Genomic DNA, 19,628 nt, shown 5'->3' on the forward strand with positions numbered 1-19,628 from the left:
ACTTCCGCGTGCTCACCAAGGCCCTGCGCCTCTCTGGTGGTGACCATCTGCACACCGGTACGGTAGTCGGTAAGCTGGAAGGCGATCGAGCCTCTACCCTGGGCTGGATCGATCTGTTGCGCGAGTCCTATGTTCCGGAAGACCGCAGCCGCGGTATCTTCTTCGATCAAGATTGGGGCTCCATGCCCGGCGCCTTCGCGGTGGCCTCCGGTGGTATCCACGTTTGGCACATGCCCTCCCTGGTTACCATTTTTGGTGACGACTCCGTCCTGCAGTTTGGTGGTGGTACCCTCGGGCACCCCTGGGGCAATGCGGCTGGCGCGGCGGCGAATCGTGTGGCCCTCGAGGCCTGTGTGGAGGCGCGCAATCGCGGCGTCGAGTTGGAGCGCGAGGGTAAGGAAGTGCTGACCAACGCCGCTCGTCACTCGCCCGAGCTGAAGATCGCTCTGGAGACCTGGAAGGAAATCAAGTTCGAGTTCGACACCGTCGACAAGCTCGACGTGCAGAATCGTTGATTTTCCGGCTAACGCATTCGCTTCAGGAAGGAGTTTAATATGGCTGAAGTTCAAGATTATAAGCAGACGCGGCGTTACGAGACCTTCTCGTACCTCCCCCCCATGTCGGCAGAGCAGATCCGTGCCCAGGTGCAATACATCATTGCCCAGGGTTGGAACCCTGCGGTGGAACATGTCGAACCCGAGCGTTCCTTCAACCACTACTGGTACATGTGGAAGCTGCCCATGTTCGGTGAACGGAATGTGGACACGGTTCTTGCCGAGCTCGAGGCCTGTCGCCGCGAGTATCCCAAGCACTTGGTTCGTCTGATTGGTTACGATAATTACACGCAGAGCCAGGGTCTGGCCTTCGTGGTTTATCGCGGTTCCTGATACGAACGAATCGATCATCGGTGCCCGGCGTTGCTGGGCACCAGTAAGGGGGACGTATGTCGGATATTTCAGCATCCGGTTCATTACGGGGCCGGGCTTTGGCGCAGGAGAAGCGGCGCCAGCAGGCAATGCGTAAGCAGGGCGGCGGCGCGGCCAAGCCAGTCGCTGCGCCTTCCGCGCCAAAGTCTGGAAGCAGCGGCGAGGTGGCGCCGGTCAGTGCGTCGTCCGTCCATCCAGAAAACATGCGCGTGAAAAGCTCGGGCCGGGAAGCTGCATTGGCGCATCGCGCCATGCGCTGCTCCGGGGCACAGTGCTGGTCGGATCCAGAGCAGCGGCGGCCACGCCGTCGCGGTCAACGGCCAAGCGTTGCACCGGTGACTACAGAGGCGGCGGACTTTGCAGCTGGCCAGGCGCCGGCTCTGGTGCCAGGAGTCGAAGAGGAATTCATCGATTCCGTTTGCGAGTTGGTAGAAACTCGGCCCAGCGAGTTCGGTTGGCGTGAGCGCTCGGTGCGGCAGCTCTGTCGCGCGCGGCGTCAGACCCTTGCCCAACGGGGTAAGGCAGCCTTGACGGTGGTCCGCGGTTTGACCTCCGCGGCTGCCCGTCTGCGTTACCTGGAAAGCGGTAGCACGCGCGAGTTTGCCAAGCTGCGTCGGGAAGAGATGTCCCAGCATGGCAGGGGTTTTCAGAAGGCCAATGGTGATGCTCCCGGTAAACGGCGCTCGCGCAAGTTTCGTAAGGTAGAAGAGGGCACTACCCTGGCAGGTTCCGTTGTGACGGGTACCCAGGTGGAGCGGAATCCCGCTGTTACCGGTAATGAGGCCGGCAGTTGTCGGGTGATCACCGGCACGGAGTACGTCGGTGCCGAACAGTTTGACCGTTTCTGCAGCACTCGGCCCGAGGCGGCAGCCCCCAAAGTGGCCATCACCCGAACTTCCGGGCGGCAGGTGGTTTCGGGCACGCAAGTGGGGCGGGCTCCGGCGGTTACGGGTGATGAGGCGGGTTCATGTGCCAGCGTGACTGGTACGGAGTATCTCAGTAGTGATGGCTTCCAGAGTTTCTGTAATACGGCTCTCGAAGCGCGCGCGCCCAAAGTGGTGACGGGGAGGACCCAGCGCCAGGCTCTGCCGGTAACCGGCAGTGACGAGTCGCGCGCCAGTCGGGTTACCGGCTACGAGGCAGGGGTCAATCGCAGCATCACGGGTTCGCAGTATTGGGACGCTGGGGTCGCTAAGATGACCATCAACGGTGCGCCCAGCAAAGTGGCAGAAACGCACACCTTCGCCGGACGGAGCGTGTCGGGTACCGCCGTCGATCCCACGCAGCGGATTACCGGTCTTGAGGCCGGCGAATGCCGGCAGCTGACGGGTACGGAGTACCTGAGCTTGGAAAGCTACCAGAGTATCTGCAACAGCAAACCGGAGCCAGCGCCTGCCAAGGTTGGCGTGGTCAGTACGGATCGTGGCCAGCGGGTGACGGGCAACCTCGTTGATCGGTCCGAAAAAGTGACCGGAAACGAGCCCGGCTCCTGTCTGCGCGTAACTGGAACGGGCTACAGCAGCCCCACCCTCTGTGGCGGTGGGGTAGACAAAGTGCAGGAAATGACCAGCCTGCGCGGATCGACCATTACGGGTACGGGGATGGATCGCCTCCCAAAAATGTCCGGTGACGAGCGTGGAGGGTGCTGGCCCGTCACCGGAACGGAGTATCATGGGCAGCAGCAATATGCCCACTGCGCAAGCACCCCGCAGCCAGAAGCGGCCAAAGTCATCGTGAGTCGTACCGACCGGGGGCAATTGGTCACGGGACCTGCCATGCACCCGGCGGACAATGTGACCGGTAATGAGGCGGGGGAAGATCTTCCCGTAACCGGCACACCTTTCGTTGGCGAGGAAGTGGTGGACTCCTTGCCGGTCCAGGCGCAGCCCGCCGAGAGAGCCTCGTGCAGTTGCGACGGCTGTTCCTACAAGCAGAAGGTTTTGGCCATGGAAGCAGCTGGGACCAGCCAGCGTTTTGTGCCCACCGCGCCGGCTCCAGTTGCAGCGGAAGAGGCTCCGATCCCTCAGAGCTTTAGTATCGTCCCGCCGTCGCGTCAGATGCCGCGCCGCATTACCGGCAACGCTATCGAACAGGCAGGTCGGATCACTGGCCCCGTGAATCTGGCCCGAGGCCTGATTACCGGTACCCCGGAGTTTCGCAGTCGGGGTGCGGAGCCCATGGTCGCCGCCCCGGTCGCGGCGGCCCCCCAGGTTGCAGCTCCAGAGCGGGGTTCCTGGCAGATTACTGGCGACGATTGGAGCCGCAATGAACGGGTTACGGGTACCGAGGGTGCCTGGGCACAAAGTCGGAATCCGACCCAGCGAGGGACAGTGCGTAGTTGTGTCATGAGTGCGGTGATCAACAAAGAGCAGCCCTTGGCGGCTCCAATTGGTGATTCCAAGGTTACTGGTAGCAGTGGCGGCGCCGGACAGCGGGGAGCAGCCGTGACCTATTCCGGCGGTGCGCGAGGCTGATTCGTCATGGATACGCGGAAGAAGATGCGTCATTTGCGTCCCACCACGGTGGCAGGCGGTATGCCCATGGCGCAGCGCTTTGCGACGAACACAGGGCTGAGTGCACCGTTGGCGGCCTCGGGTAGCGTTGCCCAGCATCCCGCCTGTCCGACTCTGCCGCAGCAGGGCTGTCGTCACCCCCTCGTCAATCTCGCGGAGAACGATCGTTTGTCTCGTTGCGAGACGGAAATAACCGGACGCTTCGACGCCATCGTACCGTTTTTACGTGATCTTGCTGGGCGGGGCGTGGGCGTGGACTTCGTTGCCGACACGCAGCGACGGGCGCAGGAGCAGCTGGGAATGCGTTTGCCCGAGGCGCTGCTGGAAAACGCCTGGGTGCGCGGTCCGGATATGCGAGGGCTTTACGCCGCCGCGACCTTTGCGGCGCTGCGGCTGGGTGTGGAAAAGTTCTCCGAACGCATCCGCGCCGAACTGCAGGCAGGGGAAAATATCGACGCCCTGCTGGTCGAGTGTGGCTTTCATGCCTGTAATATTTCGGTCTGTGCGGATGGACGTTTGAAGGGCTTTCTCCCCTACGTGTTGCGCTTGCCCGCGGGTCGTCTTCTGCGTCGCAGCGCCTTTGCCGGTACCCTTTTCGATGTCGAGAAGGATGTCGAAGACTGGCAGGCTACGGAGTTACGACGTTTTCGTGAGGGTTTCCCGACTACTGCCGATCGTCCGACCCGTTACCTTAAAATTGCGGTATATCATGGTAGCTCTCTCGATCCCTCGCATCAGGGCTGTGCTGCCCACGGCAGTAACGAAAGCCACGCCTTGGAGGCTGCCCTGCAGCGTCTACGCGATTTTCGCGCCGCGATCGAGAACGAGTTTTGCTGCGGAGCGAGCACAGACATCTTGCTCATTGGGCTGGATACGGATACCGATGCCATCCGTATCCATACCCCCGATGCCAAGGGTGAGCTGAGCGCTTATCGCTACGTCGATAACGCCAAGCTCTACCAGCAAACCTACGGATTGGATGCCGACCGCGCCCGGCTTGCCGTCTACGAGTCCATCCGCCTCGCCGCAGAAACCAGTGGCTGGGGGCAGGGCGAGGGCATGCCCCATGATGGTATGCGGCGCCTGATTGCCACGCTGCTGATCAACAATTTCAGTCAGATCGAATATGTCGGTACGCAAGAGGGTGGCTGGCATGCCGATCGTGGTCATGGTGAGCGATTCATCAGCGTTGGTGATGGCTTCTCAGAGTTGCAGGTGCGTAATCTGGCCTATTATGCGCGTCTGGATACCGTAGAGGAGGGTGCTGCCGATTTGGATGTCGGTATCAAGATCTTCCGCCATCTCAACCTCGAGCGTTCGCTACCGATCCCGATGGCTATACATTATCGCTACGATGGACGGGTACCAGGAAACCGGGAAAGGACGGTGCAAAAATTGCGAAGGGTGGCGGCGGCCATTCGGCATCGCTACGCCGATCTGGATCGGGACGGATGGCTGTATTTGCATGGCAGTGTGCAGGAGCAGCCCGTCGGTAGTCCGTTGGAGGAGGTTGAGCTTCAATGAAAATCATGCGGGTGGAAAAGACGTTGGTATCGACCAACCGCATCGCTGAGATGGGGCACCGGCCTTTGCTGGTTGTTCAGGAAAAGGAGGGTGGGCCGCGCTCCGTTGCCGTCGACTCCGTTGGCTGTATTCCGGGTGATTGGGTCATTTGTGTGGGTTCGTCGGCAGCACGCGAGGCGGCGGGTAGCAAGGATTATCCCTCCGACCTCACCATCATCGGCATCATCGATAACTGGACGCCCTGATGGAAATCATGCGTGTGCAGTCGGATCTGGTGACTACCCGGCGTATCCCCGGGCTCAAGCAGAGTTCGCTGCGTGTGCTCGTGGATCAGGCGGGCAAGATCCACGTCGCCACCGATCCGGTGGGTGTGCCGCCGGGTAAGTGGGTGTTTACCATTGCAGGATCGGCGGCACGCTATGCTCAAGGTGATTTTGAGGTCCTTACCGACCTCACCATTGGCGGTATCATCGATTTTTGGGAACCCTGACGGGTTCGGGTTTTTCTCTGGTTAGGAGGAGTGACAATGGCAGATGTAACGGGTATTGCGCTGGGAATGATCGAAACGCGTGGTCTGGTGCCGGCGATCGAAGCCGCCGATGCGATGACCAAGGCCGCCGAGGTGCGCCTGATTGGTCGTCAGTTTGTTGGCGGTGGTTATGTGACCGTGTTGGTCCGTGGTGAGACCGGTGCGGTGAATGCTGCCGTTCGTGCCGGCGCTGACGCTTGTGAGCGGGTGGGTGATGGCTTGGTGGCCGCACACATCATTGCGCGTGTGCATTCGGAAGTGGAGCATATCTTGCCCAAGGCTCCGACGGCGTAAGTCGGTAGGCCAGACTGGTCAGGTTCCCAAAGATTTTTTGTCGAGGAGATAGATAATGGCAGAGGTAACGGGTATTGCGCTGGGAATGATTGAAACGCGTGGTCTGGTGCCGGCGATTGAAGCCGCCGATGCGATGACCAAGGCTGCCGAAGTTCGGTTGATCGGCCGTCAGTTCGTGGGTGGTGGCTATGTGACCGTTCTGGTCCGTGGCGAAACGGGCGCGGTGAATGCTGCCGTTCGTGCCGGCGCCGACGCTTGCGAGCGGGTGGGTGATGGTTTGGTCGCGGCGCACATCATTGCCCGTGTCCACTCCGAAGTCGAACACATTTTGCCAAAGGCGCCCACTGCCTAAGGTAGTTGGATGACTGGGACGCGGTAAGAGAATTCTCTGTGCCGCGTCGCCCTTGCGAGCTTTGTCAAGGAGTAATGCTATGGCAGCAGTGACGGGTATTGCCCTCGGAATGATCGAGACCCGCGGATTGGTGCCCGCCATCGAGGCGGCGGATGCCATGACCAAGGCGGCGGAAGTACGCTTGGTTGGGCGGCAGTTCGTGGGTGGCGGCTACGTGACCGTATTGGTTCGCGGCGAGACGGGTGCAGTGAATGCTGCCGTCCGTGCCGGCGCCGATGCGTGCGAGCGGGTGGGCGATGGCCTGGTGGCAGCGCACATCATCGCCCGGGTGCATGCAGAAGTAGAAAAGATCCTGCCTACCAGCCCTTCGGCGGACGGTGGTGGTCGCGACGCCGAAGTCAGTGCGTTGCAAAGCTAAGGTAGGAGTATCTCTTGCCTGTGCATCCGCGTGTCATCGGCTTTCTCGGCCGTGCCTTGAATCACGAGTTCATGGCGGTACAGCAATATTTGGTGCAGTCGCGGCTCTGTGCGCTATGGGGCATGCAGGATTGGGCGGACCAGTTTGCCCACGAGGCGCGGGAAGAGTTGGAGCACGCTGGTTTGCTGAGTGATCAGCTCTTGCGCCTGGGTATCGCTCCCAGTGCCGGCTCCCTGCGTCCCTCTCGTCCGGGTCGCGATCTGCGGGAGATGCTGGAGCAGGATCAGGAGATCGAAGTCGCGGCGGTAGAGCTGTACGCCGAGGCGGCGGCTTTTGCCCGTCGCTTGCGCGATGAGGCATCGGCGGCGTTGTTCGCCCGCCTGCTCGAGGATGAGCAGGGGCACCTTGCCCACTTGGGTCACGTTCTTGCGGGCTTGCGAGGAAACGGGCATGGAATCTGAGACCTCGCTCACCTGCCCCTCGGGATGGGAGGAACGCACTAAACCGCTGGGCTGGAGTCGGCGCTTTGTCTTTGCCGATTACGAAGCGACGCGCGCCTTTCTCGATCGTTTGACGGCATTGTCGGAATCATCTGGGTATTATCCGAATCTCAATTTTGCCCGCGATTACGTTGTCATTACGATGCAGTTCGATGGCGACACCGTCGACCCCAAACTAGCGCAGTATGCCCATGCGGCGCAGGCTGCCTACGATGGCAAGGATTGACGCGTGGCTACCTTGCGCCTTGCCTTTTTCAATGCCAAAGGCGGCTGTGGCAAGACCACGTTGGCCTGGAATCTTGCCTTTGGGCTTGCCAGGCGGGGCAACACCCTACTGCTCGATGCCGATCCCCAGGGAAGCCTCGCGCGTTGGGGGGCGTGGAGCGAGGAGGGGGGCACCGGCATTGCCGTTGCCGGTAGCGAGCAGCTGTCGGCAACTCTACCTGCCTCTCTGCGCTATTTGGTGATTGACTGTCCGCCTGCCCTCGATGCGCCACAGACGCAACAGGCCTTGGCGCTTGCAGATGTGGTGTTGCTGCCGGTGCTGCCTTCGCCCCTCGATCTCTGGGCTAGCCAGCGCAGCGTCGAAGCCTTGTTGCAGCTGCAGGAGCGGCGATCGAGTCTGCGCGCTGCCCTGCTGATCAATCAAAGCGAAGATCGCAGCGCCTTGTCGCGAGCGGCAGAGCAAGCGGTGGGTACCCTGGGTTTGCCGGTTTTGCCGATCCATATCGGTCGGCGAGCCGTTTATCGTAGTGCTGCTATCGAAGGCAAGAGCGTCTATCAGATGGGCAAGCGCGGTGCGGCTGCCGTCGCGGAAATCGAGCAACTTATCGAGGAGGTGCGCAAATGACCAGTCCCTTGGAAAACAAACTCCATGCCAGCATGCAGAGCCCTCGGCGGCGCAGTACGCCAAAGACGGAAGCTGCCCCGGAAAGCAAGACTTCTTCTTCCCCGGCCACCAGTAGCAAGGCGGCAAAGAGCGAGGCGATTGCCGACTTGAATGCCGGCACCGGTCGGGAACTCAACCCCGAACGCATCTGGCCGGACTGACCCGGTAATTTCGGCAGAAAACTCCTAGCCCACTCGCTAGGCACTTTTTTACTCTCGAGGAAGGGCTGAGCAGCTCATGGCTCTACTGCTGACAGACTATGCCGACATTGTCGACGACTTGGGCGAGGAAGCCGCCGTCGTCCTCGAGGCCAATTGGCACGAGGCGGCGCGGATCTTCAGTAAGCGCGGGCTCGAGGCCTATCTGGAGGGCGCGCGCAGCCTCAAGTCCCTCGGTCGGGGCGTCGACCTCGTCTTCAGCTTCATCGAGGCAGCGCCCCACGTTGCCCGGGAAATTGGCGAGCAGGCAGTTTTCGAAATGCTCTCCACCGCCATCCGCATGTTCTCGAAGACCAGCGCGGAGGTGCTCGTGCTGTTTTTCTCTACCGCCCCCATCGTGGCGCAGCGCCTGGGCGAGATTGAGCTCTTTCGCGGCTACTTGCTGCTGCTCGATCAGCTGCTGGCGCAAGCGCCGCGCGGCGTGCGGCCGATGCTTGGCAAGATCGAAGTCTTGCTGGAGCAGATGACCCTTGGTGGGCTGCGCCGCTGGGCGAACTGGGGAATTTCGGCGTACCGCAATGATTTTACCGCCCAGGCGGAGTTCTTTGGCCTCGAAACGCCCCAGGCTTTGGCGGTTCTGCAACAGGAACATCGCGGCGTTCTTTTCGTGGATGTGCAACGGCGCCTGAATATGTACCTGCGCGCCCTTTGGGGGCGGGATTTCTTTCTGCGGCCAACCTCCGGCGATTTTGAAAGCCGCACGGGTTACCGGCCCTACGTCGAAGAATATTTCATTTTTGTACCGGACGCTTATGACGATGTCGTCCTCGGTGCGGATAAGATTCCTGCCCTAGAGGTCTACCGCGCTGCGGCGGCCCATGCTGCCGCCCACGTGGTCGAGTCGCACTTCGATACCCGTTTTGAGTTGGCCACCCCCCTCAAGCGTCTATGGATTGGCGTGCTCGAGGATGCCCGTGTCGAGACCCTCGCCGGGCAGAAATTTCCCGGTCTTTTGCCGCTCTGGGCGCGGTTGTCGCGTACCCAGGCGGTGCTCGAACCCACATCCGAAGCGCGCTTGGGTGCCCTCGCGGAGCGAGCAGCGTATGCCCTCCTCGATGCGAGCTACAGCGATGATCACCCCCTGGTAGAGTTGGTGCGCAGCCGGTTTCCCGAGATTCTTGCGGCAGCGGAAGATCCCTACGCTGTCATCACCCGTGTGGCAGAGGAACTGGCCGAGCAGAGCAAAGCGCTTGGACTCGAATTCTCGGCGCAGAAAGATCAGCCTACGAGTCCCTATCGTGACGACAATCGCGTTTTGTGGACCGCGGCGGCGCAGGGTAGTGCCGTGGATATTCTCAGCGGCGGGCAGCCCCAGGTGCGCAAGTACGTGAACATCATGGAGATGATCAACGCCGTGGATGTCGAATTTGCCGGCGATGATGCCCAGGAGATCTGGATCCTGGCCACGGAGTTTTTCGACGACGATGGCAATTCTTTGAATGCGCGCGAAGGCAAAGAGCCGGTTGCGCAGCCGGTGAGCTACTCCGAGTGGGATTATCAAACCCAACTGGAGCGCCCGCTGTGGACCACGGTCTACGAAAAACGGCCGAAAATGGGCGATCCCAAAGAGATCGATACCCTTCTCGAGCAGCACAAGCCGCTGGTGCAGAAGATCGGCAAGATGATCGAGGCAATACAGCCCCAGGGTGTGGTGCGCACGCGCAAGGTGGAAGACGGCGACGATATCGACATCAATGCCGCCATTCTCGCCATGACCGATATCCGTATGGGGCAGCAGCCGGACCCGCGCATTGGTATCCGCACCCGCCTGCATATTCGCGATCTGTCGGTAACTCTGCTCATCGATCTTTCCGAGTCCACCAACGATAAACTTCGCTCCCGCAGTGAGGGCGACGTTACCGTGCTGCAGCTGGCCCGCGAAGCAGCCGCCTTGCTGGCTGGCGCCCTCGATCGCATCGGCGATCCTTTTATGCTTTGCGGCTTCGACTCCAATGGTCGGCACGATGTGGAGTTTTATACCTTCAAATCTTTCGAAGCCCCCTACGACGACAAGGTCAAGGGTCGCCTAGCCGGGATGACTGGCAAGCTCTCTACCCGCATGGGCGCTGCCCTGCGCCATACCGGCCATTTGATGGAGCAGTATCCCAGCCAAAAGAAATTGCTGATTCTGTTGACCGATGGTGAGCCTGCAGATAACGATGTGCGCGATCCGCAATATTTGCGTTTTGATACCAAGCGTGCGGTAGAGGAGTTGGCACGCAAGGGAATCCGCACCTTCTGCCTTTCTTTGGACCCCTATGCCGACGAATATGTCAGCCGTATTTTTGGGCAACGCAATTACTTGGTTCTCGATCATGTCGACAGTCTGCCGCTGAAATTGCCGCAGCTTTATGTGTCGATGACGAAGTCCTGATGAGAAATTATTTGGCAACAGTAGTTGGGTATTGTGGTCTCCCAGTAGCTGTTGGATGCCCCTATTCCCCGGTAACGAGGAGTTATTGATGGACACCCTAGCGATCGTTATTCCTTTCGTGCCCGTCGTTTCGGCGCTTTTCATCTTTTTGTTTTTGCGGCAGAACAAGAAAGCAGCAGCGCGGCTGAGCGTTGGCGCTACCTTGTTGACGTTTCTGCTATCGCTGATTCTACTCGGCGAGTATGTACACTCTGGTGTCGCCCAGGTAGAGACCATCGGCAGCTTGTGGGGCAGCATTTGGCTCGATCCGCTGGCATTGATCATGTGGTCCTTTGTTTCTGGGATCAGTTTGCTCGTGCACATGTATTCGGTGCGCTACATGATCGAAGAGCCCAATTACCCGCGCTTTTTTGCCTTCCTCGACCTGATGACGGCAACGATTTTCTTCATGGTCTCCGCCGCCGATTTGATTACCTTGCTGGTCGCCTGGTTCTTGGTGGGTGTATTCCTCTATTTTCTGCTCGGCCACGATACGGACCGTCCTGCCGCCGGGCGCTATGCCTTCTGGACGCAGATCACCTATCGTTTTGGCGATCTGCCGCTGTGGTTGGCGGCCTTCATCCTGTACAAAACCTACCATAGTCTGTCCTTGCCGGTGATCTTTGCGCAGGTTGCCGCGGCGCCGGATGCCGCACAGTTGTGGGGCATGTCGGTGCCTGCTTGGGTAGGCCTGCTCATTGCCCTCGCGGCCTTTGCCCGCTCGGCGCAATTTTTGTTGCATGGATGGCTCCCTTACACCATGGATGGGCCGACCCCAGTCTCGGCGCTGATGCATGCGGGAATCGTCAACGCCGGCGGCTTTCTTTTCAACCGCTTTGCGCCGATTTTCGAGTACACCAGCCTCGCTCTGCATATCGCCTTCGTGGTCGGCTTGATTACCGCGGTATTGGGATCGGCGCTCATGCTCATCCAGAACGATATCAAGCGCTCCCTCGGCTATTCCACCATGGGACAGATGGGTTTCATGGTCATGGAATGCGGTCTTGGCGCCTTTCCCTTGGCAGTGTTTCACCTCATTGCCCATGGCTTTTTCAAGGCTTCACTCTTTTTGGGGGCGGGCAACGCCATTGGCGACGCCCGCCGCGAGGATGGGGTGCCACCGGATCCAGTCTATGTCTCGATTGTCGAGCGTCGTCCTGCCAAGCCCTCGCGCTTGCCCTGGTGGACTGCGGCGGCGCTGACCATTTTGGTGCCGGTGCTGGTGCTCAGTCTTTCACACTTTTTTGTGGCCTCGCACCTGTTTTTTGAGCAGGGCGTGATCGTTCTTCTCTTCTTTGCCTGGGTGACCGGTGCTCAAGCCCTCTTTGCGGCGCACAAGATGACCCACAGCAACCCTTGGCAAGTGATGGGCGGCATCCTCGGCTCCTTTGTTCTGGTGGTAATCGGCTATACGCTGATCAGCCATTACTTTTCGAATTTCCTCTATCCGCAGCATGGGGCGAGTGCACGCCTCTTTGCCTCGGCGAGTATTGGGGTGCTCTCTTACGATATCCTGGTCATCGTCCTCGCACTCCTCTTTGTGGGTGGTTGGGCACTCACCTTTTTTGCCGATGCCCAAGGCTGGCGTCATCGGCTCGGAGAGCGCTGGCATGGGACCTATGTGGCTCTCTACGCCTTGCTTACTCGCGAACTGTATCTGAACGATGTCTATGTGCGGATGACCCAGCTCCTGCTGAACGCGTCGCGCCGCCTCAATGTCTGGTTCCGGTGGAGCTGACCTTATGGAATGGATCATTCTCTTTCTCGCAGCGGTTCTTCTCCCAGTATTTCCTTTTAGCTGGATTTTCAACCGGCTGGTCGAGTCGGCGCCGGGCCCTTGGGCGCGCGCCTTGGCTATTTTGGTCCTGCCGCAGCTTGGCGTTCTACTGCTCTACAAGACTGGGCCCCATGCTTCGCTGCCCGCGCCCTTTTGGCGGGTTTGGTTGATGCTGGTGTTATTTACCGCCATTTTCTATGCCTTCCGTGCGGTAAGTGCCCGAGAACTGCGGATCTGGGCGCGATTGACCGCCAGCTCCGGCCTCACCCTTGCTTGGCTGCTCATGGCAAGTCATGCAGAGATGGTGGCGGTACAGCTCTTTGCGCTGGCTTGGTCCTTGCCGGCGGCACTCTTGATGATTTGGGCTGGCATGCTCAGCCAACGTATGGGCGGTGCCTACCTGGGGTTGCGCGGCGGTTTGGCCACCGAACTGCCGCGGCTTAGTGGCCTGATCACCCTGAGCGCCCTGGCTTTGGTGGCGACCCCGGTATTCCCGAGCTTTTTTGCCCTGCTGCAGGTCTTTGCGGTGCTTTCCCTGGCTTGGCTCTGGCCACTCTTGCTCTTGCTGCTCATTTGGGGATGGTCGATTGGCAAGTTTTTGCAAGATTTGCTCTTCGGTATCTACCGTGGGGAGCCCCTGACCGACATTGGGGTGGCCACGACCGGTCTGGGTGCAGGAGTGCTCTTGCTCTTCGCTTTGTTTGGATTGCTCTGGAGTCGCGCATGGATAGGAATCTGACCCTGGGAGACCGGCTCAAGATCCGGTCGATGGTCTACGTTGCCAGCGAGCCCATTCCACGTTTCTGGCCGATGCGTACCTTCATTCACCACAACCCGCTCTTCGGTCTGGAACACTTGCCCTTTCCCGAGGCGGTAGCCCAGGGAAGCCAGTTATTCCATGGCCGCGGCTACCTGCCGCGCTCGCACTACCAGGGCTATCGGGCCGAAGGCAAGATCGACGACGCCGCCCTGCGCCGCTATCTGCAAGACTTTTTGGCAGAGCAGAAGATCACGTTGCCGGGCGTCGATCTGGAGCGTTGGATTTGGACCTTGCTCACCGAGTGCCAGCAGGAAGCCCTGGTACCTGCCAGCGATTGGTTGGATGGCGAAGCCCTTTCCGCCGCGTTGCGCGCGGCTCCCGTCAGCGCCCTCGATGCCGAAACCCTGCAGGAAAGGCTGGAAGCGCTTTTGGCGCGTAAGGTGGCGGTGGATGGCCCGCTCTACGGCAATATCGATCGTCTCTTCGGCACCAAGATTGGCGATACCCTCGATGACCTGCTGGTCAAGAGCTGTCTCGACTTTTTTGACGAAGGCCAATCTGCCTGGCAGGCGCCAAGCCGGGAAAAGGGCTTCTTTGCCTCCTGGAAAGATGTAGCCCGCCATAATTTGCGCTTTGCTCTGCTCGGCTTGCATCTGCGCGAGCTCTTGGACTCGAGCGAGAGCCCGGAAGGGATCATTGCGCAGATTCTCTTGCTGCTGAAAATCCCGGAAGAGCATTGGCAGAGCTATATCACCCGTCAGCTTACCCGCTTGCATGGTTGGGCAGGTTTCATTCGTTTTCGCAGCATGGCCAAGCATTATTATTGGGCACAGCAGTATCCTGCCGATCTTGCAGACTTTGTCGCGGTGCGCATGGTCCTTGGTCTTTCCTTGCTGCAGGAAGCGGTGCGCCACCATCGTTGTCCTGCCGACGCCGAGGAGCTGCAGGCATTCATTCATCGTGATCCGTATGGTGCTTATCTGCGCTTGGAGTTGTACGGGGGCACGATACTGCCAGCCTGGGCGCAAGAGGTGGACGATGCCATTGCCCGTGGCAGCCGTAAGGGTTTTGCCTCCTTGGCGACGGCCTATATCGGCGCCAAGCGGGCACGGGAGGCAGAGCGCCAGGCGCGTGCCCTTACGGGCCTCGCCGGCAAAGTGGGAGCGGACGCCTTGGCGGCCTTGCAAGCGCTGACGCCGGCGCAGTTGGCAGAATTCGTGAATGTGCTGCGACGCTGGGAGCAGGGCGAAGGCTACGCTTGGTTGCGAGCAATGGAGTGGCACTACATCACGGACCTCGTGCGCAAGGTGCGCTTGCCCGAGGATCGCCCGCAAAAGCGTCCTTTTGCCCAGGCCTTCTTCTGCATCGATGTACGCTCGGAGCCCATGCGCCGCCACCTGGAGTCTTTGGGCGACTACCAGACCTTTGGCATTGCCGGATTTTTTGGTGTGCCAATCGGCTTCCTCGAGTACGGGAAGGGTAGTGAGGTGCATCTCTGCCCCGCCGTACAGACCCCGCATAACCTGATCGTGGAAATTCCTGCAGAGTTGCAGCTTGAGGAGGAGCCGTTGTACGGGGCCTTGGAGCATGTGCTGCATGACATCAAGTCTTCGATATTATCTCCTTTCGTGGCGGTGGAAGCGGTCGGTTTGCTGTTCAGTCTGGGTTTGATTGGGCAGACGGTGGCGCCGGTGCTTTACCACGATCTGCATGGGCGCCTGCATGCGCACAAGCCGGTAACCCGCCTGCTGGTCGACAAGCTCAGTTCCGATCAGGCCGACTCCATCATCCGTGCCGTGCAGCGCGCCATGATCGTCCGCGCCCTGCAGCGGGAGCTGCAGTTGCAGCGCGATCGCGTGACCGACGACGAGGTGCGGGAACTGCGGGAAATTGCCCTTGGCCACAGCCAGGGCCCGAGTGTCTTGGCTAGCCGTTTGGGTATGAGCGAGGCGCAGGAGGCGGACTTTATCGAGAAGTTACGCAGCGTCTATCGGGTCAATCGCCAGGAAACCAGTCTGCAGATGGAGCGGATCGCTCGCTTGGGATTCAGCATCGACGAGCAGGTGCGTTACGTTTCCAATGCCCTGTTGTCGACGGGCTTGCACCGGAATTTCTCGCGCTTCGTACTGATGGTTGGGCACGAGAGCCAGACCCAGAACAATCCCTACGAGTCGGCCTTGGATTGCGGCGCCTGCGGCGGCGGTCGCGGCCTGCCCAATGCCCGCGTGATTTGCGCCATGGCCAACAAGCCGGAGGTGCGGAGGCGGTTATTGGACAAGGGTATCGAGATTCCTGAAGATACTTGGTTCCTGCCGGCGGTGCACAACACTACCACCGACGAAATCACCCTACACGATCTCGATCTTTTGCCAGCCCGCCATCTCCTCTACCTCGAGCGCCTGCGCACCGGACTCGCAGCGGCAACGCGGCGCACCGCCGCCGAGCGTATGCCGACCCTGGGCGGCAAGGCCGACATTGCCGCCGATCCCTACCTGGCAGCGGCACTGGCGCGCCGCCATGCCCACGACTGGTCGCAGGTGCGGCCGGAGTGGGGTCTGTCGCGTAACCTCTATGGGATCATTGGCGGTCGTCATCTCACCGAAGGTGTCGATCTGGAAGGGCGCTCCTTCCTCCAATCCTATGATTACCGCCTCGATCCCAAGGGGCGTTTTCTCGAAAACATCCTTTCGGCGCCGGTGGTGGTGGGAGAGTGGATCAATCTCGAACATTATTTTTCGACGGTGGATGTGCATCACTTTGGCAGTGGCAGCAAGGCCTACCACAATGTGGCGGGCCGCTTTGGGGTGATGACGGGTAATCAGAGTGATCTGCGTACCGGCTTGCCTATTCAGTCGATGTATCGAGACGGCAAACCGTATCATGAACCGGTGCGCCTGATTGCCTTGGTCGAGGCACCAGCGGCCTTTGTGCTTGCGGCGGTGGGACGCCTGCCCAAGGTCAAGGCCTTGGTCATGGGCGGCTGGCTGCGAGTAATCGTAATCGACCCCGAAGATGACTACCGTTGTCTGGTGTTGGAAGAGGGCGAGTTTCAGGTTCATCCCGAATCGGGACGACAGGTTCGACAAAAACTTTTGGAGGCAAGCGCATGAATACTCTAAATCTCCATCCCCTGAAAAAGATCGAGATCATTCTCGAAGGAGCGCATCGTGATTTTGCCACGGACCTCCTCGATCATGCCGGCGTAAAGGGGTACACCATCGTTGGCAATCTCTCCGGTAAGGGGAGCCATGGCATCTACGAAAGTCATTTGATGTTCAACGAAGATGATGTTTTGATCATGATCATCGTTGCCGTGCCGGAGGATTTGCTGGCACCGATCCTCGAGGGATTCACCCCTTTCTTTGAGAAACATCAGGGGGTGATGTTCGTTTCCGATATCCAGGTTAGCCGCCTGGTCAAGTTCAAGAATTGAGTGAGGGATCTCTGTGAGTAGCGAGCAAAGTCAGTATCTGATCAGCGAAGAGCCGTATTACCGCGAAGTCCACGACGAAATTTCCTTGTTTGAGGCCGCCTATGCCGCGCGCCTGCCGATGATGGTGAAGGGGCCGACGGGCTGCGGCAAGTCGCGCTTTATCGAATATATGGCCTGGCGCCTGCAGCGGCCGCTGATCAGCGTTGCCTGCAATGAGGATATGACGGCCTCGGACTTGGTCGGGCGTTTTTTGCTCGATAAGGACGGCACCAAGTGGCAGGACGGCCCCCTCACCACTGCGGCGCGGATAGGTGCAATCTGCTACCTCGATGAAGTGGTCGAGGCACGGCAGGATACCACCGTCGTCATCCATCCACTTACAGATCATCGCCGTACCTTGCCCCTCGACAAAAAGGGTGAGCTGCTGCATGCGCATCCCGACTTTTTGTTGGTCATCTCCTACAATCCCGGCTACCAGTCGTCGATGAAGGATCTCAAGCAATCCACCAAACAGCGCTTTGGGGCCCTCGATTTCTCCTACCCTGATCGGGATCTGGAAATCGAGATCGTCGCCCATGAGTCGGGGGTGTCGACGGAGATTGCCGGCAAGCTGGTGTCGATTGCCGAGCGCTCGCGCAATCTGAAGGGGCATGGCCTGGATGAGGGCCTGTCTACCCGCATGTTGATTTATGCTGGTTCCTTGATCGAAAAGGGTATTGCGCCCCTGGCAGCCTGCAGCGTTGCCCTGGTGCGCCCCATTACCGACGATCCAGATATGCGCGATGCCCTCGACGCCGCTGTCAACACCTTCTTTTGAATACGGGGAATGCCGGCATCGCGCTCAGGCGCGGTGCTGGCGCACCCACTCCTGGCTTTTGACCACCAGTCGGTGGATGGAAAGTTCACGGTTGTAGCTGTGCACTTCGTGCAGGGGTACCCAGCGTAGCTCATGCGACTCGCTGTTGCCCCGTAGCGGCAAGCTATCGTCGATTTCCATCAAAAAGCGGATGTCGAGATGCTGGTGCTCCGGCTCTTGCCGTCGCGCCGGGATACGGTGAATATCGATGTCGAAAACCTGGGGCGAGAGAAAATGGATGTGCTCGGCGGCAAGGCCGGTCTCCTCGCTGCATTCCTTGAGGGCGACACGCTGCACGTCTTCGTCGCCGTCACAATGGCCTCCCGGCTGAAACCAGCGCTCGAGTTTGCGATGCAGCATCAACAGGGTCCGGTTACGCGCAGGATTGAGCACCCAGCAGGAAGCCGTCACATGTAGGCCCGGACTGCTGCGTCGAAAACAGTCGGGTACCGTGCGCAGCAGGGCACAGCCGCGCCGGGCATAGGCCGCTTCCTCCGGGTAGCGACTGCGATAGTGGCAAAGGGCTTGCTCCAGGGTTTGCCGATCCATCGTCAACTCCAGGAAGGGTTCTCGACGGCATGGACCGCCGCCGCTGCCGCCTCGTCGACATCGGCCTCGCGGCCGGCGATTGTGAGACGCCCGTAGGCGCCCACGGCGCGCACGTCGATGAGAGTGATGTTGGCTGCCTTTTCGGCTTGGTTGGCGGCGTAAATGACATATCCTGCCGGCTCGGTCTCGAGGATGAACATGCTCTGTTCCGGCAAGATCATGGAGCCGCGGCGATTCTGGCGATTGATGAGCACGGTATGGTCCGGCATCATGCCGCGGATGATTTCGTTCCAGGTAACGCGACAAGTTTTGCGGTCGCTTTGCTGGGCGCCCATACGCTGCAAAACGACCCGACCGGCCTCACGCACGTCGCTCTGATCGCGATGATGCACGACCATGGTCCCAAATTCCCGCTCGACGACCTGCTGCGAAAGGTGCACGCGGGTGGCCTTGAGGGCGATGTCGGTGAGGCGATGCACCGCCATGCCCGGCGACACCTCGATCCACAAGGCGGCATCGCCCGGTACTGGCAAAAAACCCTGTGATACCGAGGCCATGTAAGCGGCGAGCTGGGGTTGCAGGGAGTCGATGTAGACGTAGGTGCGTAGGTGGATCATGGACTGGGCATCATCATTTGACGCCAGAGTATAAGAGATTAGGCGCTACTTTTACAGTGCGGCGGCTGCGGCTACCGCCAGCCAGACTTCGTCGACGCCCTGCAGCAGTTGGCGCTCTGCGCCTTGCAGGCGATGGTCGATGCCGGGCAGAACGCGGATGGCGAGGGATGGGCTGGATGCAAGATCGGCAAAGGTAAAGCTGCGCTGCAGCGGCACCGCATCATCGGCAGAGCCGTGGAGGATGAGGGTCGGAATGGCAAGGCGTGGTGGATGGCGTAGCAGATCGTAGGCCGCGGCATCCTCTACCGCCCCGAAAGCGAGGGGAAAGCGAGGGCCGTAAGGGCCGAGTTGCCAGTGGCGTAGACCTGTCTCCTGCCAATCTTTCTGCTCCTCGGTGGGCAGGGCAGCAAAGTAGTCTTGAATGAAATTGTAGGCCGGTGCAATGAGCAACAGGGCGCGGATGCGCTGCGGATACCGCTGTGCGGCGAGGGTGGCTACCCAGCCCCCCATGCTCGAGCCGACCAAGACGAGAGGGCGCGGCGCGACTAGCGCGAGGATCGCTTCTACATCCTCCAGATAGCGGGAAATGCTGAGCCCGGCAAAGTCTCCATCCGATCGACCGATACCCCGATAATCAAAGCGCAGCCAACTGCGGCCAAGGCGTTGGGCGTGTTGTGCGAGTAACTGCGATTTGCTGCCCTGCATATCGGAAGCAAAGCCCGGCAAAAACACCCCAATGGGGCCCGAGCCGGTATCGTGCAGGTAGCCGCGCAGAACTTCGTGCTGCGCAAGTTCGATTTGGAAGGGCGTCTCGCAGGGGAGTTGCATGCCGAAAGCATGGCATAAAAAAGGGGCTCGCGAAAGCCCCAAAACCACAAAGGAGGAAAGAAACATGCGCTCGCAGTCATTGCTGACTACGAGGGCGAATATTAGCATGCCATGGAAGTCGATGCAATGCTTTGTATGCGTCCACCACCTTTGGCACTGTGGTAGATGTTGGAGGAGGAAGGATAGCGGTGGTTTCTGTCCGAGTCGATGGTGTGGCCGTTCGGCGTTGTAG

At 59.9% G+C, this 19,628-nt stretch carries 22 protein-coding genes; 19 read left to right on the top strand and 3 right to left on the bottom strand.

The genetic code is table 11. The features are described from left to right. The 19 genes from RTI30_RS06835 to RTI30_RS06925 form a co-directional block, all read left to right on the top strand. The coding region (locus RTI30_RS06835) for a RuBisCO large subunit C-terminal-like domain-containing protein (RefSeq protein WP_312283530.1) at window positions 1–515 on the top strand (515 nt) is incomplete at its 5' end. A 39-nt stretch (window positions 516–554) separates the two neighbouring features. Continuing rightward, window positions 555–887: a ribulose bisphosphate carboxylase small subunit gene (locus tag RTI30_RS06840; protein ID WP_308388226.1), complete on the top strand. Its 333-nt coding sequence runs from the start codon at window positions 555–557 to the stop codon at window positions 885–887. A 56-nt stretch (window positions 888–943) separates the two neighbouring features. Beyond that, entirely contained in the window at window positions 944–3,400 is a 2,457-nt protein-coding gene (locus tag RTI30_RS06845; protein ID WP_312262691.1) for a CsoS2 family carboxysome shell protein, read from the top strand. A gap of 6 nt (window positions 3,401–3,406) precedes the next feature. Further along, window positions 3,407–4,963 (top strand): carboxysome shell carbonic anhydrase, encoded by a 1,557-nt coding sequence (locus RTI30_RS06850; protein WP_312262690.1) that lies wholly within the window; start codon window positions 3,407–3,409, stop codon window positions 4,961–4,963. Further along, complete coding sequence (locus tag RTI30_RS06855; protein ID WP_312262689.1) at window positions 4,960–5,208, top strand: carboxysome peptide A; 249 nt, start codon at window positions 4,960–4,962, stop codon at window positions 5,206–5,208. Before RTI30_RS06850 ends, RTI30_RS06855 begins: the two co-directional genes overlap by 4 nt. Further along, the gene (locus RTI30_RS06860; protein WP_312262688.1) at window positions 5,208–5,453 is read left to right on the top strand and encodes a carboxysome peptide B; all 246 of its coding nucleotides are present in this window, start codon (window positions 5,208–5,210) and stop codon (window positions 5,451–5,453) included. Before RTI30_RS06855 ends, RTI30_RS06860 begins: the two co-directional genes overlap by 1 nt. Before the next feature lie 36 nt (window positions 5,454–5,489). Next, window positions 5,490–5,786 (top strand): BMC domain-containing protein, encoded by a 297-nt coding sequence (locus RTI30_RS06865; protein WP_308388236.1) that lies wholly within the window; start codon window positions 5,490–5,492, stop codon window positions 5,784–5,786. 55 nt (window positions 5,787–5,841) lie between these two features. After that, window positions 5,842–6,138 carry a BMC domain-containing protein gene (locus RTI30_RS06870; protein WP_101538126.1) on the top strand — a complete coding sequence of 99 codons (297 nt, stop codon included), beginning with the start codon at window positions 5,842–5,844 and terminating at the stop codon, window positions 6,136–6,138. A 79-nt stretch (window positions 6,139–6,217) separates the two neighbouring features. After that, window positions 6,218–6,556: a BMC domain-containing protein gene (locus tag RTI30_RS06875; protein ID WP_312262687.1), complete on the top strand. Its 339-nt coding sequence runs from the start codon at window positions 6,218–6,220 to the stop codon at window positions 6,554–6,556. 20 nt (window positions 6,557–6,576) lie between these two features. After that, window positions 6,577–7,017 carry a ferritin-like domain-containing protein gene (locus tag RTI30_RS06880; RefSeq protein WP_312262699.1) on the top strand — a complete coding sequence of 147 codons (441 nt, stop codon included), beginning with the start codon at window positions 6,577–6,579 and terminating at the stop codon, window positions 7,015–7,017. After that, window positions 7,007–7,282, top strand: a complete 276-nt coding sequence (locus RTI30_RS06885) for a hypothetical protein (RefSeq protein WP_312262686.1) — start codon at window positions 7,007–7,009, stop codon at window positions 7,280–7,282. Before RTI30_RS06880 ends, RTI30_RS06885 begins: the two co-directional genes overlap by 11 nt. Window positions 7,283–7,285: 3 nt before the next feature. Then, window positions 7,286–7,906: an AAA family ATPase gene (locus RTI30_RS06890; protein WP_312262685.1), complete on the top strand. Its 621-nt coding sequence runs from the start codon at window positions 7,286–7,288 to the stop codon at window positions 7,904–7,906. Continuing rightward, a complete protein-coding gene (locus RTI30_RS06895; protein WP_312262684.1) occupies window positions 7,903–8,106 on the top strand; it encodes a hypothetical protein in 204 nt (67 codons plus the stop codon). The genes RTI30_RS06890 and RTI30_RS06895 overlap by 4 nt, the downstream gene beginning before the upstream one ends. 76 nt (window positions 8,107–8,182) lie before the next feature. Further along, window positions 8,183–10,537, top strand: coding sequence for a VWA domain-containing protein (locus RTI30_RS06900; RefSeq protein WP_312262683.1), 2,355 nt, complete (start codon window positions 8,183–8,185; stop codon window positions 10,535–10,537). Window positions 10,538–10,625: 88 nt separating this feature from the next. Then, entirely contained in the window at window positions 10,626–12,314 is a 1,689-nt protein-coding gene (locus RTI30_RS06905; protein ID WP_312262682.1) for a proton-conducting transporter membrane subunit, read from the top strand. Window positions 12,315–12,318: 4 nt separating this feature from the next. After that, window positions 12,319–13,092, top strand: coding sequence for a hypothetical protein (locus RTI30_RS06910; protein ID WP_312262681.1), 774 nt, complete (start codon window positions 12,319–12,321; stop codon window positions 13,090–13,092). After that, on the top strand, window positions 13,077–16,223 hold the full coding sequence (locus tag RTI30_RS06915) for a DUF2309 domain-containing protein (RefSeq protein ID WP_312262680.1): 3,147 nt from the start codon (window positions 13,077–13,079) through the stop codon (window positions 16,221–16,223). The genes RTI30_RS06910 and RTI30_RS06915 overlap by 16 nt, the downstream gene beginning before the upstream one ends. Next, window positions 16,220–16,546, top strand: a complete 327-nt coding sequence (locus tag RTI30_RS06920; RefSeq protein WP_312262679.1) for a P-II family nitrogen regulator — start codon at window positions 16,220–16,222, stop codon at window positions 16,544–16,546. Before RTI30_RS06915 ends, RTI30_RS06920 begins: the two co-directional genes overlap by 4 nt. 13 nt (window positions 16,547–16,559) lie before the next feature. Continuing rightward, on the top strand, window positions 16,560–17,363 hold the full coding sequence (locus RTI30_RS06925; protein ID WP_312262678.1) for a CbbQ/NirQ/NorQ C-terminal domain-containing protein: 804 nt from the start codon (window positions 16,560–16,562) through the stop codon (window positions 17,361–17,363). A gap of 24 nt (window positions 17,364–17,387) precedes the next feature. On the opposite strand, the gene RTI30_RS06930 is transcribed toward RTI30_RS06925, so the two are convergent. Genes RTI30_RS06930 through RTI30_RS06940 form a run of 3 tightly spaced genes read right to left on the bottom strand, consistent with a single transcriptional unit; the run spans window position 17,388 to window position 19,396 of the window. Beyond that, window positions 17,388–17,951 (bottom strand): NUDIX hydrolase, encoded by a 564-nt coding sequence (locus tag RTI30_RS06930; RefSeq protein WP_312262677.1) that lies wholly within the window; start codon window positions 17,949–17,951, stop codon window positions 17,388–17,390. 2 nt (window positions 17,952–17,953) lie between these two features. Further along, window positions 17,954–18,568, bottom strand: coding sequence for a BMC domain-containing protein (locus RTI30_RS06935; protein ID WP_312262676.1), 615 nt, complete (start codon window positions 18,566–18,568; stop codon window positions 17,954–17,956). Between the two features lie 51 nt (window positions 18,569–18,619). Beyond that, window positions 18,620–19,396, bottom strand: coding sequence for an alpha/beta fold hydrolase (locus RTI30_RS06940; RefSeq protein ID WP_312274747.1), 777 nt, complete (start codon window positions 19,394–19,396; stop codon window positions 18,620–18,622). Window positions 19,397–19,628 lie beyond the last annotated feature (232 nt).

The organism is Candidatus Igneacidithiobacillus taiwanensis (genome assembly GCF_031962545.1).
Taxonomy (GTDB): domain Bacteria; phylum Pseudomonadota; class Gammaproteobacteria; order Acidithiobacillales; family Acidithiobacillaceae; genus Igneacidithiobacillus; species Igneacidithiobacillus taiwanensis.